Genomic DNA, 15,084 nt, shown 5'->3' with positions numbered 1-15,084 from the left:
CCGGTGCGGCTACTCGGCCGTCTCGACCGTCTCGACCACCACCGTGGCCGGCGTTCCGCCGGTGACGGCCAGCAGCTCCCGGTACGTCATCGGTACGACGGTGTGCGGGTGCCCGGCTGCGGCCCAGAGCACCTCGTACGCTTCGAGCGCCGTGTCGACCACGGTGCGCAGCCGCGTCGGATGGCCGGTCGGGGCGACGCCGCCGATGGCCTGGCCGGTGGCCTCGCGGACCTGGGCGGCGGTGGCGCGTTCGATCGGGCCGCTGCCCAGCCGCTCGGCCAGGTGGGCGGTGTCGACCCGGTGGGCGCCGCTGGTCATCACCAGCAGCGGCGCGCCGTCGCAGGTGAACACCAGGCTGTTCGCGATGGCGCCGACCTCACAGCCGAGCGCGGCGGCGGCCGCGGCGGCGGTGCGGGCGGAGTCGGGCAGGACGCGGATCTCGCCGCGGACGCCGGCCGCCGCCAGCGCTTCGGCGACGGCCTGACTGCGGGTGGGGAGGGAGGAGGTCACCGACCCATCATGCCTTCCGTGCCGACGGCTGTCCGCCGGCCCTCTGACGGATGCTCCCAGGGGCTCGCAACGAGGCTCGCACCGAGGCCTCGCGCCCGGGCCTCACGCCGGGGGCCGGCGCGCCCGAGGCCTCCCGCCGGGGCGTCACACAGTTTTCACACCCCGGCCATCCGCCGGCTGTGCGCCTCGCTGACACTGTGTCGAGCTGGTCCGGAAGCACCTGCTCCGCATACGGACGGTTGACGACCCGGTGACGTTGTGTTCACCTCGTGCGCAAGCACAGTCCAGACGGCGAACGGACTATCACTCTAATCACACGGTATGACTAGTATCGCTTCGTCAAAAAACCGTGCCCCGGACGGCCCGCCCCTCACCGGCCGGCCGCCAGCCTCAAGGAGTCAGCTCTGCGCGCGCGTGCGAATCGGCGGCCCCCGACGCCGAAGGGCCCCCGCAGGCGTCCACGCCTGTCCCTGCGGACGGCGCTGCTCGTCCTGGCCGTCGTCCCCAGCATCGCCCTGGTCGCCCTCTGGGCCGTGACCAGCGGTGAGACCATCGCCGACTTCCAGCGTCTGGCCGACCAGGCCACCATCGCGCAGAAGGCCGGCCAGCCGTCCAACATCGTCTACTACAACCTCCAGGAGGAGCGCCGGCTCAGCGCCGAGGCGCTCGCCCGGCCCGGCTCCAACGCCGACCAGCTGCGCCACCAGCGCCAGCTGACCGACGACGCGGTCCGGCAGTTCCAGACCCTCTCCGTGGCGACCGCCGACAACGCCCCCGCCGAGATCCGGGCCGCCGTCGTCGAGGCCCGCCAGGCCATGGGCAAGCTGCCGGAGCAGCGCGCCGCCGTCGACCGCGCCACCACCGACCAGCAGAGCGTCTTCACCTACTACACCGACCTGATCAGCGTCGACCTGCGGCTGTTCACCGCGCTCAGCCGGGTCGACACCGGCGAGGTCACCTGGCTGTCCAAGACCCTGGTCAACTCCTTCTGGGCCAAGGAGATGCTCTCCCGCGAGGACGCCATCCTGGCCCGCGGCTGGCCCAGCGGGCGGCTGTCCGCCACCGACTACCAGCAGGTCCAGCAGCTGATCGGCGCGCAGGACCACCTGCTCAACGTCCAGGTCCTGCCGTACATCCCGGAGGCCGAGGCGCCGGCCTGGCACGAGCTGGTCAACAGCCCGTCCTGGCAGGCCAAGGCCGCCGTCGAGCAGGCCCTGCTCAAGCCCACCGCCGCCGACGCCGCCGGCACCGTCAAGCTCCCGGGCACCCAGGACCAGTGGCGCCAGGCCCTCGACGGGCTCAACCCGCCGCTGGTCAAGGCCATCGAGGACCGCACCAACGGCATCATCGAGGTCGCCAAGAACGCCATCATCGGCATGCTCACCCGAGTCGTGCTGACCACCGTCATCGGCCTGATCACGGTCGTCGCGGTCGTCATCGCCTCCTGGCGCCTGAGCCGCTCGCTGCGCCGCCGCATCAAGGACCTGCACACCCAGGCCGAGGAGATGCAGCGCACCCTGCCCGAGGTGGTCGAACGACTCGGCCGCGGCGAGCAGGTGGACGTCGAGGCCGAGACCCGCACCATCACGGCCGGCCCGCACGGCAACGGCACCGACGAGCTGGCCCGGCTCGGCCAGGCGCTCAACCTGGCCCGTTCCGCCGCCCTGGAGTCCGCCGTCGGCCAGGCCGAGCAGCACCGCGGCTTCGAGCGGCTGCTCCAGCGCATCGCCCGCCGCACCCAGCTGCTGATCGGCCGCCAGCTGCGCAAGCTGGACGAGCTGGAGCGCAAGCACGACGACCCGGAGGTCCTGGAGGGCCTCTTCGACCTCGACCACCTCACCGCCCGCCTGCGCCGGTACGAGGAGAACCTCGTCATCATGGCCGGTGGCCAGCCGCAGCGGCGCTGGCGCAAGCCCGTCCCGCTGCTGGACGTGCTGCGCGCCGCGCAGGGCGAGGTGCAGGACTACCGCCGGATCTCGATCGACATCGAGGGCGACCCGTGGCTGTCCGAGCGGGCCGTCGGCCCGGTGGCGCACGTGCTCGCCGAGCTGATGGAGAACGCCACCACCTTCTCCAAGCCGCCCACGCCGGTCGAGGTGCGCGCCGCCGTGGTCGGCCGCGGGCTCGCGATCGAGATCGAGGACCGGGGCCTCGGCATGGACCCGGAGCAGTACGACGCCGCCAACGAGCTGATGAGCCGCCCGCCGCGCACCGACGTGCTGGCCCGGGCCGACGACATCCGCCTCGGCTTCCACGTGGTCTCCCGGCTGGCCGCCCTGCACGGGCTGAGGATCGAGTTCCGCCCGTCCGCCTTCGGCGGCACCCGGGCGGTCGTGCTCGTCCCGGACGAGCTGGTCCTCGAGGGCGACACCGGGCTGCCGGACGGCGCCGGCGGTACGGCCATCGAGCCGATCCCGCTGGTGCGCCGCTCGCGCCGGGCCGTGCGCTCGGCCTCCGACGAGACGCCCGCCCCGGTGCCGGCCGGTCCGCCGGTCGCGCCGGTGGACTCCTTCCCCCGGAGCGAGTTCGTCCCGCAGGCCGCTCCGATGCCGGAGCCGGAGCCGGCCCCGGCGCCCCTGCCAGTGCGGGTTCCGCTGCGGCTGCCTTCGGCGGACGCCGGGGTGGGCGAAGGGCCGCAGACCACGCTCCAGGACGTTCCGGTGCCGCCGGCGACGTTCCCGGCGGAGCAGCCGTTCCCGGCGGAGCAGCCCCACCCGGCGTACCCGGTCGGGCAGTCCTTCGACCCCGAGCAGTCGTACGGGTCCGAACCGTCGTACGGCGCTGAACCTTCCTACGCCCCGCAGACGTCCTACGGGGTGGAGCAGCCCATCCTGGCTGCCCAGCCGTCCTTCCAGCCGGAGCAGCCGATCGAGCACTGCTCCCCGGCCGACCCGGCACCCGTCCTGGACGCCCCCGTCTACCCGGACATCGCCTACGCCCGGGTCACCGAGGCCGAGGCCCCGTACGCCGACGAGCAGTACCGCCCGGCCGACCACTACCGGCTGGCCGAGCGCCGGCAGCGCCGCGAGTACCAGACCTCGGTGCCGTTCAGCCCGGCCGAGAGCGGCCAGCCGCCGTTGCCGCAGCGCGTCCGGCAGGCCAGCCTGGCGGCCGAGCTGCGGGTGCCTCCGCCGGACCAGCCGCAGTGGGTCGAGCGGCCCGCCGCGGCCGCCCCGCCCGCGGGCCCGTTCCAGCGCACCGACTGCCCGGTGCGGCGCTCGGGTGCGGCGATCGGCGCCTTCCAGCGCCAGTCCCGCGCCGCCCGGGCCCAGGACAGCGGCGAGCACCCGCTGCCCGTCGCCCCGCCCTCCCCCACCCCCTCCCCCGCGCCCGCGCCCGCGCCGTCCCCCTGGGCCCTTCCGGCCGCGGACTCCCGAACCACACGAACGGATGACCAGTCATGAACCGCACGATCGCCACCCACCAGGACCTGGACTGGCTGCTGGACGGACTCGTCGACTCGGTGCCCGGGACCAGGAACGCCGTCCTGCTCTCCGACGACGGTCTCGTGGTCAGCCACTCCCGCACCATCGAGCGGGCCGACGCCGAGCGCCTGGCCGCCGTCGCCACCGGCCAGCAGAGCCTGGCCCGCGGGGTCGGCGCGCTGTTCGACGGCGGTCCGGTGCACCAGGTGATCGTCGAGCTCGCCGAGTGCTGGCTGTTCGTCATCGCCGCCGCCCAGGGCACCCACCTGGCCGTGGTCGCCTCCCAGGAGGTGGACGCCGAGGTGATGTCCGTCGCGATGCACACCCTGGTGCAGCAGGTCGGTCAGAAGCTCACCACCCCGGTCCGCGGCGAGGGCGCCCCCGCCGCCCCGGCGTCCTTCGACGCCTTCGCCTCCCGGAACCGGGGCTGACGCGGGTGGAACCGTTCGGGAGCGACGCCTGGGGGGACGGCTCCGACGACGACCGGCGGGTCGGCCCGCCGTCCGGCTCCTCGGCTCCGCCGTCCGGTTCGCAGTCCGGTCCGCCGCCCGGTCCGCAGTCCGGCTGGGACGACCGCTGGCGGCGCGGCGCGGTGCCGCACTGGAGCGAGCTGGAGGAGGAGGACGCGGAGGACGAGTCGGGCAGCATGGTGCGCCCGTACACGATCACCCGCGGCCGGACCGCGCCCGAGCGCGACGACCTCACCCTCATCACCGTGCTCACCACGGTCGAGGAGGAGGCCGACGCGGCCCTGGCGCGGGGCAGCCGCGCCGGTGCTCGCGGCCTGCAGCCCGAGCACCGGCTGATCCTCGAACGCTGCCGGCGCCCGATCGCCGTCGCCGAGGTGTCGGCCGGCCTGGACCTCCCGGTCTCGGTCACCAAGATCCTGCTGGGCGACCTGGTCGCCCAGGGCCTGCTGAAGGCCCGGGCACCGCTGTCGGTGGCCCGGGCCGCCGGGGGCGTGGACCTCGGCCTGCTCACGGCCGTACGCGAAGGACTCCGGAGACTCTGAACATGGCATCACCCCACTCCGCCACCGACGACCCCGCCGCCGCCCCGGCCGCCGTCAAGATCCTGATCGCGGGCGGCTTCGGCGTGGGCAAGACCACGCTGGTCGGCTCGGTCAGCGAGGTCACCCCGCTGCGCACCGAGGAGTACCTGACCCGGGCCAGCATCGGCGTCGACGACCTGGCCGGCGTCGACCAGAAGACCACCACCACGGTCGCGCTCGACTTCGGGCGGATCACGGTCAGCCGCGAGCTGGTCGTCTACCTGTTCGGCACGCCCGGCCAGGAGCGCTTCTGGTTCATGTGGAACGACCTGGTCAACGGCGCGCTCGGCGGGATCGTCATCGCCGACACCCGCCGCCTGGAGACCAGCTTCGCCTCCATCGACTTCTTCGAGAGCCGGGGCATCCCGTTCGTGGTCGCGATCAACTGCTTCCACAACACCAACACCCGCACCCCCGACGAGATCCGGGCCGCGCTCGACCTCGACCCGCAGGTGCCGATGCTGCTCGGGGACGTGCGCGAGCGCGCCTTCGGGCGGGACCTGCTGCTCGCCCTGGTCGACCACCTGATGGACCTCGCCGCCGCGCCCGTCGGCTGAACCGGCCCCGGCCGGGCCCCCGAACCTCCTGTGAACTTCCTTTGGGAGCAATCCTCATGACCAGTCCCCTGCGCGTCCTCGTCAACGGCGGCGGCATCGGCGGCCTCACCCTCGCCACCGCCCTCGCCCAGCGCGGCCACCAGGTCGACGTCGCCGAGCTGCGCGAGCAGCTGGAGGCCCTCGGCGTCGGCATCATCCAGCCGTCCAACGCCCTGCACGTGATGCGCGAGATCGGCGTCCTGGAGGACTGCCTGTCCGTCGGCTTCGAGTGGGAGGTGCTGACCATCTGCGACCCAGCCGGCACCACCGTCGCGAAGATCCCGCAGCCCCGGATGGGCGACGCCCCCTCCAACAACGGCATCCCGCGCCCCGCGCTGGCCCGCGTCCTCGCCGACGCCGCGGTGGGGGCGGGCGTCACGGTCCGCTTCGGCACCACCATCGGTACCCTGCGCGAGGACGCCGACGGCGTCGAGGTCGCCCTCACCGACGGGCACGCCGGCCGCTACGACCTGGTCGTCGGCTTCGACGGCATCGGCTCGCCGCTGCGCCGCCACCTGTACGGCGAGAAGTACCTGCCCGAGTACACCGGCTTCGCCAACTGGCGTGTCACGCTGCCGCGTTCGCCCGAGGTGCGGGGCGTGGTGATGTCCTCCGGCAACCTCAGGGCCAAGGCGCTGCTCACGCCGATCAGCGCGGAGGAGATGTACCTGGGCGCGGTCTTCGCCGAGGCCGAGGACTTCCGCCCGGACCCGGAGCGCGCCCACGAGCAGCTGCGCGAGCGGCTGGTCGGCTTCGGCGGCCCGATCGCCGAGGCGCTGGCCCGGATCACCGACCCGGCCGCCGTGGTCCACTCGCGGATCTCCCAGGTCACCGTCGAGGAGCCCTGGCACGTCGGCCGGATCGTCCTGGCCGGCGACGCCGCCCACGCCTCCACCCCGCACCTCGCCCAGGGCGCCGCGATGGCCGTCGAGGACGCGATCGTGCTCGCCCGGAGCCTGGACGAGGCCGACACCGTGCCGGCCGCCCTCACCGCCTGGGAGGAGCGCCGCCGCCCCCGCGCCATGTGGGTCCAGGCCCTGTCCCGGGCCGTCCTCAAGCAGGAGACGGGTGCGCCGACCACGCCGGAGGAGGACGAGCTCCTCAAGGTCGGCATCCCCGGCGCGGCGCACGTCCTGGTCCAGCCGTACTGACGCCTGCGGCCGCGGGTACGGCTGAAGGGCAACGGGCTCGGCGGCGCGCACCGGCGCGCCGCCGGGGGCCGGCGGGGCGGGCGGGGCCGGCGGGGCGGTTCACCAGCGACCGGCCAACTGCAGGACCCGGTAACCGAGCCACCCCGGCAGGACCAGCACCAGGGCCAGCCCCACCGTCACCAGGTCGGCCTTCCGCGTGACGAGTCGCGCCCTCCAGGCCATCGCCCGCTGCCGCCTCCCGGTCGCGGCCAGCGCCGTGTGGATGGTGTGGACCAGGTGCACGGTGGGCGTGTGCCAGGAGGAGCCGACCGACCGGGCCGTCCACGCCGCCCGCCCCTTGCGCTCCTTCACCGGGAACACCCGCGGGTTCCAGTGGCCGTCGAAGGCGATGACGGCGCCGATCCAGTGCCCGCCCGTGACCATCTCCCGGGGCAGCAGCGGGGTGGGGAGGCTCTCGTTCAACGGCCCGGCCAGCTCCGGGAGGCCGCGCGGGGCGAGCAGGATCAGTTTCGCCGGCGGCTGGGTGGCCCGCGCCTCCCCGATCTCCCACCGCAGCCCCTCCCCCGGCCCGAGGCGCAGGACGATCAGCTGGGACAGGTCCATCAACCGGCGCACGGTGCCCTGCCAGTCGTCGAGCGGCAGGTAGAACCGGGCGGCGCCCAGGAGCGGGAGGGTCTCCCCCGGCCGTCCCACCGCGATCACGGGCCCGACGGCGCCCAGCGCTGCGGCGAACTGCGCCTCCCGCGCGCGGAGGCCGGCCTCCGCCCCGGCGTCCACCCGGGCGGCGGCCTCGTCGTCGAAGCTGCGCAGGTAGAGCACCGGTCTGCGACCGTCCCGCAGCAGTGCCTGGGCGGCCCCGCGCGCCGCGTACCGACGGGTGCGGCGCAGGATCACCAGGCCGGCCCCCACGGCCGTCACGCCTCCGGCCAGGAGGCGGAACGACGGCTCCGGCGGCAGCAGGTCACCGTGCTCCGCCACGGCGACGGCGAGGGTTCCGCCCCCGACCAGCACGCAGCCGGCGGCGTTGGCGGCCCGAACGGTCCGCCGCCAGCGCGGCTGCCGGGTGCCGTACCGGTTGACGAGCCCGACGACCTCGGCGGCGCCCGACCGGCGGCGGTGCCGCAGCCACAGGGCGGGCCCGAGCAGCGCCAGGGCGATCGCACCGCTCCACAGCGCCCCCGCCCTGCTCCCGTTCACGTGCTGCCCCAGGCCCACGTTGACGGACAGGTGCAGCGCCACATAGGCCGCGGTGACCGCGATCGTTGTGATCCACCGGGCGAACATCCGTAGACGGGACGACACGTCGATCCACCCCCTGGCCCTCGTACAGGCCCTTTGAGCAGGACCCTTCAATCCGATACCGCAACCGGCGGACCGTCATGCGTGTGCGACCGGTGCCGGTTTCGGGGCGCACGCCCCCGGCGGGCGGTCTTGTGCCCGCGCCCGGTCGCGGTAGAGGCTGTCGGCCGTCCCACTCAGTCGACGCCCTGGGGGTCCGGTGCCGTCCCTGTTCCGCATGCTCGACCTGCACGAGGCCGTGGAGCGTGAACGGCAGCACCCGGGCGGTCGGCTGTTCGTCTCCGACTACAACGGCGGGCACCCGTTCGTCGCCGACTACCTCGGCCCGCTCGCCGACACCCCGCCGTACCTGCTCGGCGACGTCACCCGCTACTCGGCGATCGACGAGGACCACGCACTGCGGTCCAAGATCGCCCGGCTGCACAGCACGTACGACGAGGTGGAGTACGGGCCCGGCCGGGTGATCCCGGCGGGCGGCTCCAGCAGCCTGCTCGGCACCTTCTGCACCTGGCTGCACCTGAGCGGCGTGCGGCGCGTCCACTACCTGCCGCCCGTCTACTACAAGTTCGCCTACTTCTTCCGGAAGTTCGGCATCGAGCCGGTCCGGGTGAGCGAGCTGCACGCCCAGCAGCCGGGCTTCGCACCGGAGTTACCCGACGAGCGGACGGTCCTGCTGCTCACCGATCCGCTCTGGTACGCCGGTCAGCCCGTCCCGGTGGAGGCGGTCAAGCGGATCGCCGAATGGCAACGGGCCACCGGGTCACTGGTGTTCGTGGACGGCACCTTCCAGTACCTGCGCTGGGACGGCGGCCGGCGCGAGGAGAGCGCCACCCTGCCGGCCGACCTCACGGTGCGACTGGTGTGCCCCACCAAGTACCTGTCCATCCACGGCTACCGCTGTGCCCACCTGCTCGTCCCGGAACGGCTGCGCGAGCCGCTCGCCGACCTCCACATCAACCTGCACGGGGACGTCACGCTCGCCGACCGCCTGTTCGCCCACCGGGCCGCCGACCTGATGCTCGACGGTGAGGGCAACCGGCGGCTGGTCGAGCACATCCGTGCCAACCACCGGCGGATCCTCCGCAGCGGCGCGCTGCGGGCCTCCGCGCCGGTGGACGCCGGGTTCTTCCTGTTCGCCCGGGTCACCGCCCCGGCCGACCGGCTGCTCGCGCTCGACGAGCGCCACTTCGAACTCACCGGCCATGAGGGGTTCGTACGGATCAACCTGCTGAACGAAGCGGCGCTGGACGGGTTGACGGCGCTCGCACGGTGATCTGGTCGCGCCGGTCCCAGACCGCCTTGGAGATCCGGGCGAGCAGGCGGGCCGCCGGGTCGGTGCGGTCCGTGCCGTCGGCGAGCGGGCCGGTGTAGCAGACCGCGATCAGGTAGGGCGGGCAGTCGGCCGACTGGACCAGGCCGACGCTGAGCCGGGTTCCGGGGAACCAGCCGTTCTTGAAGGCGATCCGGGTGTTGGACGGGAGGCCGGCGGCCAGGTCGACCCGGAAGTCGTTCTGTTCGAGGAGCGCGAGGAGTTCCGGCTCCCCGGCGAGCGAGCGCAGCAGCCGGACCAGGTCGCGGGCGGTCACCCGGTTGTGCACGCCCTGGGCGCGGGCCGCGTAGTCCTCGATCCCGCGCGGGGTGGAGCTGTGCGTGGCGCCGGCGCGGCGCCACACGTCGGCGACGGCCCGCTGGGTGGTGCGGGCCAGGCAGAGATTGGTGGCGAGGTTGGAGGAGTGGGTGATCATCCGCTCGGCGAGCAGCCGGAGGGGGACGTGGGTGCCGAGCAGCTCCCAGGGCAGCGGATCGCTGTCCCAGTCCGGGTCGTTGCCGAACTCCCCGCCCACGACGGACTCGAAGCGGTTCACCACGGGGACTTCGGCGTCGAGGCCGACGCCACTGCGGCAGAGCGCGGCGAGCACGGCGATCTTCATCGTGCTCGCGGCGTCGTGCAGTTCGTCCGGGTTGTGGACGTACACCGGCTTCGAGTCACCCACCCAGGGGGCCACCACCACAGAGAGCATGGACGAAGGGTAGGGCAGAACCGGTCGGACCTCGACGGTTGCGGCGGACGACACGAACTCCGCTGCCGGGGCGCGCCGTCAGCCGTCGGCGGGCAGCGGCGTGGGCTTCCTCGACAGCCACCGCCCGGCGGTCCTGCGCGCCTGCCGTACGACGACGCGGCCGTGGCGCTTCCTGCCGACCAGCTCCACCCGCAGGGTGGTGGGCACGCCGGAGTCCGGCGCCCGGCGGTTCTTCGCGACAGGGGTTCCCGCCAGACCCGCGCGTCCTCGCCCTGCACCCCTCGCTCGCCCTCCCCCCTCGTGACGGAGTGGGAAGTCGGCAGGGCCGACTTCCCACTCCCCGGCCCTACGCCGGTCTCAGTTGACGAAGTAGCTGAATCCGACCGTCGCCGCGGACATCCCGGGTGCGATCTCCCGCGTCACCGCCCCCTGACAGTTCGCCGCGGAGAACACGTCGACCCGCGCATCCGTGAGGTTCTCGACGAGTACGGGCGACAAGGTCGGGTAGCACCCCCGCGCCGGGTTCTGGTGTGACACGCCGTTCACCACCAGCACCCCCGTCGCCGCCTGTGCGGGCACGGCAGAGGCGAGCACTCCGACGGCGGCCAGCATCCCGACCGCGGCAATCCGACGACGCATGACTGTTCTCCCTTCCGAGGGTGCCCAACCGGTTACGGCACCCTTCCGGGCCATGGATTCCCCCGCCGCCCTGTCCATGTCAGGAATCCGGCCGCAATCCCCCGAACCGACCATGCCGAGGCCGGGGCCGGTGGCAGCGGCCCGTCAGTCGCCGAGCAGCCACAGGGCCTGCCGCAGGTTGTGCTCGGCGATGCCGGCCATGGCCTCGCGGGCCGGGAAGTCCCCGTCGAGCAGGCGCAGCGGTCCCGCCGTCAGCGAGAGGCGCTGCGCCAGCGTGTAGAGGGCGAGCCGGTCCTCGTCCAGTCCGGCCGCCGCCAGCGGCCGGTAGTCGGCTCCGGGCAGGCGGATCCGCAGGAAGACGTGCTCCCACTCGACGTCGAAGTACATCGTGCCTTCGAGGTCGATCAGCACCGGGCGGCCGTCGGTGTCCACCAGCACGTGGTCGGGCCCGAGTTCGCCGTGCACCACCGCGTGCTCCGCGCGCGGCCGCACCGCCGCCGCCAGGCCCCGCAGCCGCTCCTCGAAGCGGTCGCGGTCGCGCTCGGCGCACCCTACCGTCGCAGATGGCGGCTCACATCACCGGCCAGGGTGATCCGCACGCGTCGCTCCACGAACCGCCACCGCCCGTCCTCCCCGCGCGCGAAGCGGTCGTGGTACCGGCCCGCCGCAACGGCCTGGAGCGGCAGTTCGGGCAGCGCCTGCAGCACGGTGACGTACGAGCGCGCGACCGCCGTCCCCGCCGGCTCGTCGACCTCGACGGCCACGTTGCTGGTGACGTGCTGGGTCCGCGGCGTCCCGTCGGCGTACACGAGGAGCGTCTCCCGGAACATCGCCTCGATCGCCGCGGCCCCGCGCACCGGCGCGCCGCTGCCGACGAAGACGGCGTCGGCGAGCAGGGCGCCGAGCCCCGCGAAGTCGCCGTCGTCCACGAGTTCGGCGTAGCGCGCGATCAGGTTCTCGATCGCCCGGTGGCTGGGCAACGGAACGGCGGGCTCGGACATGTTCTCCCCCGATTCTCCCCAAGGGCCGGGCGGCAGTCGGCTCTCCCGCCTCTCCCCCGACTCTCCCACGCTTTGATCAGGCGTCGGAAGAACGGCCGGCGGGGACGGCGACCGGGCTGTTGGCTTCCGGTCGACCGTGAAACCGTGCGAGGAGGTGAGACCCGTGAACGCAGTACCGATACGGGTGCTCCCCCTGGAGATCACGGCCGGCGACTGACGCAGGTGTCGCCGGGAGCGCCGCTTCGAGCAGGCTTTCCCGAAAGGCAACACCGATGCACTCTTCCCGGTCCCGAGCGGTCGCGGCGCCCGGCGGCTACCGGCCGGGCGCCCCGGCCAGCCGGGAGATCTCGGCGGCGACGGCCTCCGGTTCCGCGGCGACGGTGACGCGGGCGACGCCGTCCAGGCCCGGGTGGGTGCCGACCCGGACGGAGTGCCGGGCGTTGCGCAGCAGGTCGAGGTCGTTGATGTCGTTGCCGAAGGCGTTGTAGGCGTCGATCCCCAGCGAGGTCAGCGCCTCCCACTTGTTCGTGGTGCCCGGGGCGAAGTCGATGATCGCCTCGTCGAGGTGGTGGTTGACGGTCATCCCGAGCGCGCGGCCGGCCTGTGCGAGGGCCGCCAGGTCGGTCGCCTCGACCACCAGGAACTTGACGACGGAGGGGAGTTCGGCGAGCTCCACCCGGCGGGCGAGGCCGCCCTGGTCGACCCGGCCCCGGATCGGGTGGTCGGCCGGTCCGGTGTAGGCGTAGTCCCACGGGCCGTCGGCGAGGTAGCCCGCCCGGAACCGCTCGACCTCGGTCAGCAGCCGGTCGAGTTCACCGGCCTGGAACGCGGCGCGCGCCCGTACCCGGCCGTCGACGGAGACCAGGCTGCCGTTGCCGCCGATCAGCGTGGCGGTGGGGAAGGCCCCGCCGAGGACGGGCAGGAGGTCGCGGACCGGCCGGGCGGAGGCGAAGACCAGCTGGTGCCCGGCCCGCTCGCAGTCCGCGAGGGCGTCGAGGATCCGGCGGTCGATCGTCCGCCCGTCGAAGCAGAGGGTGCCGTCGATGTCGAAGACCGTGGTGCGGGCGCTGGAGGTGATCACCGGGCGATGGTATCCAGCCGGTGTCGTGCACGATCCACCGCCCGCCCCGGGTGGGGACGGCGCCGCGACCTGCCGCTCGGGCACGGTCCTTCGCGCACGGCCGGAGCGGGAAGTCCGGCCCGCCGACTTCCCACTCCGGCCGCGCCGGCCGCACCGTACGGCCTTCCGTCCCGGAACGGCCGGTCAGGCGCGGGGGTGGCCGCGGCGGGCGGTGACGATCGGCGGTGGCCGCACGGCGGTGACGGCGGGCGCGACACCCCTCCCGCCTCGGGTGACGCACCGCCCGGTAGCGTACGGCCGTGAGCAACGAGACGCCTCCCGGGTGGTACCCGGTCCCCGGTCCGGACGGCGCCCCCGGCCACGAGCGCTGGTGGGACGGCAGCACCTGGACCGACGACCTCCGGCCGGTCCAGGGCGGTTACGGCTACCCGGGCGGGCAGGCGCCTCCGGCCCAGCAGGCGTACCCGGCTTACCCCGCGGCACAGGCCTACCCGTCGCCCCAGGCCTACCCGGCCGCGCAGGCGTACCCGGCCCCGCAGGCGTACCCCGCCGTGGGCTACGACCAGCCCGGCACCGGCTACCCGCCCATGGCGCCGGCCCCGCTCCCCGCCCCCAAGCGGGCCAAGCCGGGCGTGATCATCGCCGTCGCGGTCGGCGTCCTGGCGATCGGCGGCAGCATCGCCGGGGTCGCGCTCAGCCACGGCGGCGACCCGACGGCGGACCCGACCACCGACCCCACCGCCTCCGTCAGCCGCAGCGCCGGTCCGACCACGAGCCGGACCCCGGCCCCCACCCCGAAGCCGTCCACGCCCAAGCCCGCCCCGGTCCTCAGGAGCACCGTCGCGGACAAGCAGCACTCGATCACCCTCCCGGTGTTCGACGGCTGGGAGGCGGTGGCGACCGACTCCCCGCAGTGGTCGGTCTACCTCGGCAACGGCCGCTACACCTGTACGAACGGCAAGGCCTGCATCCGCGGCCGGTTCTCGGTGGAGAAGAACACCATCCAGGGCGACTCCCCGAAGGCGGCCGCCGACGCCGCCATGCCGACCGTCGCCAAGCAGATCTTCAGCGGGATGACCTCGCAGACCGACTACGGCTCGGGCAGTCTCACCGTCGCCGGTGTGGCCGGCTACGCGACCCGCTGGCACATCACCAACGCCGACGGCACCCAGGGCTACGTCCTGCTGGCCGCCCTCCCCGCCAAGGGCGGCGGCTACGTGGTCTTCGACGGCGGCGTGGACGACGACCCGGCCGCCCCGGACGTCTCGGTCCTCGACCAGATCCTCCTGGGCGTCAAGAAGGACGACACCGCCGCCGCCGGCACCTGACGCCCGGTTCCGGGCGGCGGCGGCACCACCGCCGAAGCCGCCCGGCCACCACCCGTCGGAAGGACCGGCCCGCCCCCTCGAAGAGCCTCCCGCGCGCCGCTACGCCGGCTGGTCCTCCGGGAACTGCTCCGACGGGGCAGGCGGCGGGGGGAGCATGCTCGGGCGGACGGTGAGGCGGTCGCTGCGACGCGGCACGAAGACCACCGGGAGGGCGATCAGGCCGGGGCCCGCGAGCAGGCCGGCCAGCCACTGGCGACCGTCCAGGCACGATCACCGAGCCGGCGAGCATCCCTGCGGCGAGCACGAAGCAGGTGTGCGGGCGGAAGCCGGGCCCACTGGGTGGCGATCTCCAGCGCCGTCGGACGGCGGGTGCCGCGCTCCTCGGGGGTGGTCACCGGTCGTCACCTCGGGGCGTGGGGGGCGGTCTGGTCGGGGCTGCCGGCGGCGCCCGGCGGCGGGCCGAGACGGAGGAGGAGCCGTTCCAGTCCGTCGGCGAGGGTCTCGGCGGCCACCGGGGTGAGCGGGTCGTCGGCGTACTCCAGCAGGGGGCGGTGCCTGGCCCCGGAACCGCTCCCGACAGCCACCGCGTCGTCGTCCGCCCAGGCGAGGGAACTCGCGGAGACGTCGGACCGGAAGACCGGAGCGCTGCCCGGCGGCCGCGCCTCCCAGAGGCCCGGTGCCGGGCCCGCGTGGGCGGAAAACGCCCGGCCCGCGGGTACGGGCCCCTTCGGCAGCGATGCCCGCCGACGCCTCCCGGGCCCGGCTCCCCACGCCTGCGGTCGCGGCGGCGCGGCCAGCGCCAGCGCGGCCAGCACCGCCGCCGCCAGCGCCGGGACGGCCGCCCACCAGCCGATCCCGGTGGCGGTGTGCAGCACCAGCGTCCCGACCCAGATCAGGACGGCCGCACCGCCGAGCACCGAACGCCTGCTTCCCACCCCGCCGCCTTCCGCCGGTCCGAGCCCACCCACGACGAGGGCCCCTC

General features: G+C 74.3%; 16 protein-coding genes and 1 pseudogene. 7 read left to right on the top strand and 10 right to left on the bottom strand.

All coding sequences use genetic code 11. The features are described from left to right. Window positions 1-9 precede the first annotated feature (9 nt). Entirely contained in the window at window positions 10-510 is a 501-nt protein-coding gene (locus tag ABZ449_RS00360) for a YbaK/EbsC family protein (protein WP_360337625.1), read from the bottom strand. Window positions 511-1,043: 533 nt separating this feature from the next. On the opposite strand from ABZ449_RS00360, the gene ABZ449_RS00355 reads away from it, so the two are divergent. The 5 genes from ABZ449_RS00355 to ABZ449_RS00335 all read left to right on the top strand — a co-directional run bounded on the left by ABZ449_RS00355 (window position 1,044) and on the right by ABZ449_RS00335 (window position 6,733). Then, window positions 1,044-3,914 (top strand): nitrate- and nitrite sensing domain-containing protein, encoded by a 2,871-nt coding sequence (locus tag ABZ449_RS00355; RefSeq protein ID WP_360337622.1) that lies wholly within the window; start codon window positions 1,044-1,046, stop codon window positions 3,912-3,914. Beyond that, on the top strand, window positions 3,911-4,366 hold the full coding sequence (locus tag ABZ449_RS00350) for a roadblock/LC7 domain-containing protein (RefSeq protein ID WP_359914137.1): 456 nt from the start codon (window positions 3,911-3,913) through the stop codon (window positions 4,364-4,366). The genes ABZ449_RS00355 and ABZ449_RS00350 overlap by 4 nt, the downstream gene beginning before the upstream one ends. 215 nt (window positions 4,367-4,581) lie before the next feature. Beyond that, complete coding sequence (locus ABZ449_RS00345) at window positions 4,582-4,947, top strand: DUF742 domain-containing protein (RefSeq protein WP_049654465.1); 366 nt, start codon at window positions 4,582-4,584, stop codon at window positions 4,945-4,947. 2 nt (window positions 4,948-4,949) lie between these two features. Further along, window positions 4,950-5,543 (top strand): ATP/GTP-binding protein, encoded by a 594-nt coding sequence (locus ABZ449_RS00340; RefSeq protein ID WP_360337619.1) that lies wholly within the window; start codon window positions 4,950-4,952, stop codon window positions 5,541-5,543. 56 nt (window positions 5,544-5,599) lie between these two features. Beyond that, window positions 5,600-6,733 carry an FAD-dependent monooxygenase gene (locus tag ABZ449_RS00335; protein ID WP_360337616.1) on the top strand — a complete coding sequence of 378 codons (1,134 nt, stop codon included), beginning with the start codon at window positions 5,600-5,602 and terminating at the stop codon, window positions 6,731-6,733. A gap of 99 nt (window positions 6,734-6,832) precedes the next feature. Here the strand turns inward: ABZ449_RS00335 and ABZ449_RS00330 are convergent, their stop codons facing one another. Further along, window positions 6,833-8,035 carry a transferase gene (locus ABZ449_RS00330; protein WP_360337613.1) on the bottom strand — a complete coding sequence of 401 codons (1,203 nt, stop codon included), beginning with the start codon at window positions 8,033-8,035 and terminating at the stop codon, window positions 6,833-6,835. Window positions 8,036-8,249: 214 nt separating this feature from the next. Here ABZ449_RS00330 and ABZ449_RS00325 point away from each other — a divergent pair, with 214 nt between their 5' ends. After that, window positions 8,250-9,305, top strand: a complete 1,056-nt coding sequence (locus tag ABZ449_RS00325) for an aminotransferase class I/II-fold pyridoxal phosphate-dependent enzyme (protein WP_360337610.1) — start codon at window positions 8,250-8,252, stop codon at window positions 9,303-9,305. Here the strand turns inward: ABZ449_RS00325 and ABZ449_RS00320 are convergent. The 6 genes and pseudogenes from ABZ449_RS00320 to ABZ449_RS00295 form a co-directional block, all read right to left on the bottom strand. Then, on the bottom strand, window positions 9,253-10,053 hold the full coding sequence (locus ABZ449_RS00320) for a serine hydrolase (RefSeq protein WP_360337607.1): 801 nt from the start codon (window positions 10,051-10,053) through the stop codon (window positions 9,253-9,255). The genes ABZ449_RS00325 and ABZ449_RS00320 overlap by 53 nt on opposite strands. Before the next feature lie 78 nt (window positions 10,054-10,131). Beyond that, on the bottom strand, window positions 10,132-10,260 hold the full coding sequence (locus ABZ449_RS00315; protein ID WP_360337604.1) for a hypothetical protein: 129 nt from the start codon (window positions 10,258-10,260) through the stop codon (window positions 10,132-10,134). A gap of 150 nt (window positions 10,261-10,410) precedes the next feature. Next, the gene (locus ABZ449_RS00310) at window positions 10,411-10,692 is read right to left on the bottom strand and encodes a hypothetical protein (protein ID WP_360337602.1); all 282 of its coding nucleotides are present in this window, start codon (window positions 10,690-10,692) and stop codon (window positions 10,411-10,413) included. Window positions 10,693-10,836: 144 nt separating this feature from the next. Then, window positions 10,837-11,226 (bottom strand): annotated as a pseudogene (locus tag ABZ449_RS00305) (phosphotransferase); the annotation flags it as partial. A gap of 17 nt (window positions 11,227-11,243) precedes the next feature. Next, window positions 11,244-11,693: a nuclear transport factor 2 family protein gene (locus tag ABZ449_RS00300; RefSeq protein ID WP_360337599.1), complete on the bottom strand. Its 450-nt coding sequence runs from the start codon at window positions 11,691-11,693 to the stop codon at window positions 11,244-11,246. A 313-nt stretch (window positions 11,694-12,006) separates the two neighbouring features. Beyond that, window positions 12,007-12,774, bottom strand: coding sequence for an HAD family hydrolase (locus tag ABZ449_RS00295; RefSeq protein WP_360337597.1), 768 nt, complete (start codon window positions 12,772-12,774; stop codon window positions 12,007-12,009). 299 nt (window positions 12,775-13,073) lie between these two features. Here ABZ449_RS00295 and ABZ449_RS00290 point away from each other — a divergent pair, with 299 nt between their 5' ends. Continuing rightward, complete coding sequence (locus ABZ449_RS00290; RefSeq protein ID WP_360337594.1) at window positions 13,074-14,102, top strand: DUF2510 domain-containing protein; 1,029 nt, start codon at window positions 13,074-13,076, stop codon at window positions 14,100-14,102. 215 nt (window positions 14,103-14,317) lie between these two features. Here ABZ449_RS00290 and ABZ449_RS00285 read toward each other — a convergent pair whose 3' ends face one another. Continuing rightward, a complete protein-coding gene (locus ABZ449_RS00285; RefSeq protein ID WP_360337591.1) occupies window positions 14,318-14,497 on the bottom strand; it encodes a hypothetical protein in 180 nt (59 codons plus the stop codon). A 6-nt stretch (window positions 14,498-14,503) separates the two neighbouring features. Then, window positions 14,504-15,037: a hypothetical protein gene (locus tag ABZ449_RS00280; RefSeq protein WP_360337588.1), complete on the bottom strand. Its 534-nt coding sequence runs from the start codon at window positions 15,035-15,037 to the stop codon at window positions 14,504-14,506. Window positions 15,038-15,084: the final 47 nt, after the last annotated feature.

It is taken from the genome of Kitasatospora sp. NPDC005856, from assembly GCF_040629945.1.
GTDB lineage: Bacteria > Actinomycetota > Actinomycetes > Streptomycetales > Streptomycetaceae > Kitasatospora.
The sequence above is the reverse complement of the archived record's forward strand: the minus strand, read 5'-3'. Positions and strand labels throughout refer to the sequence as shown.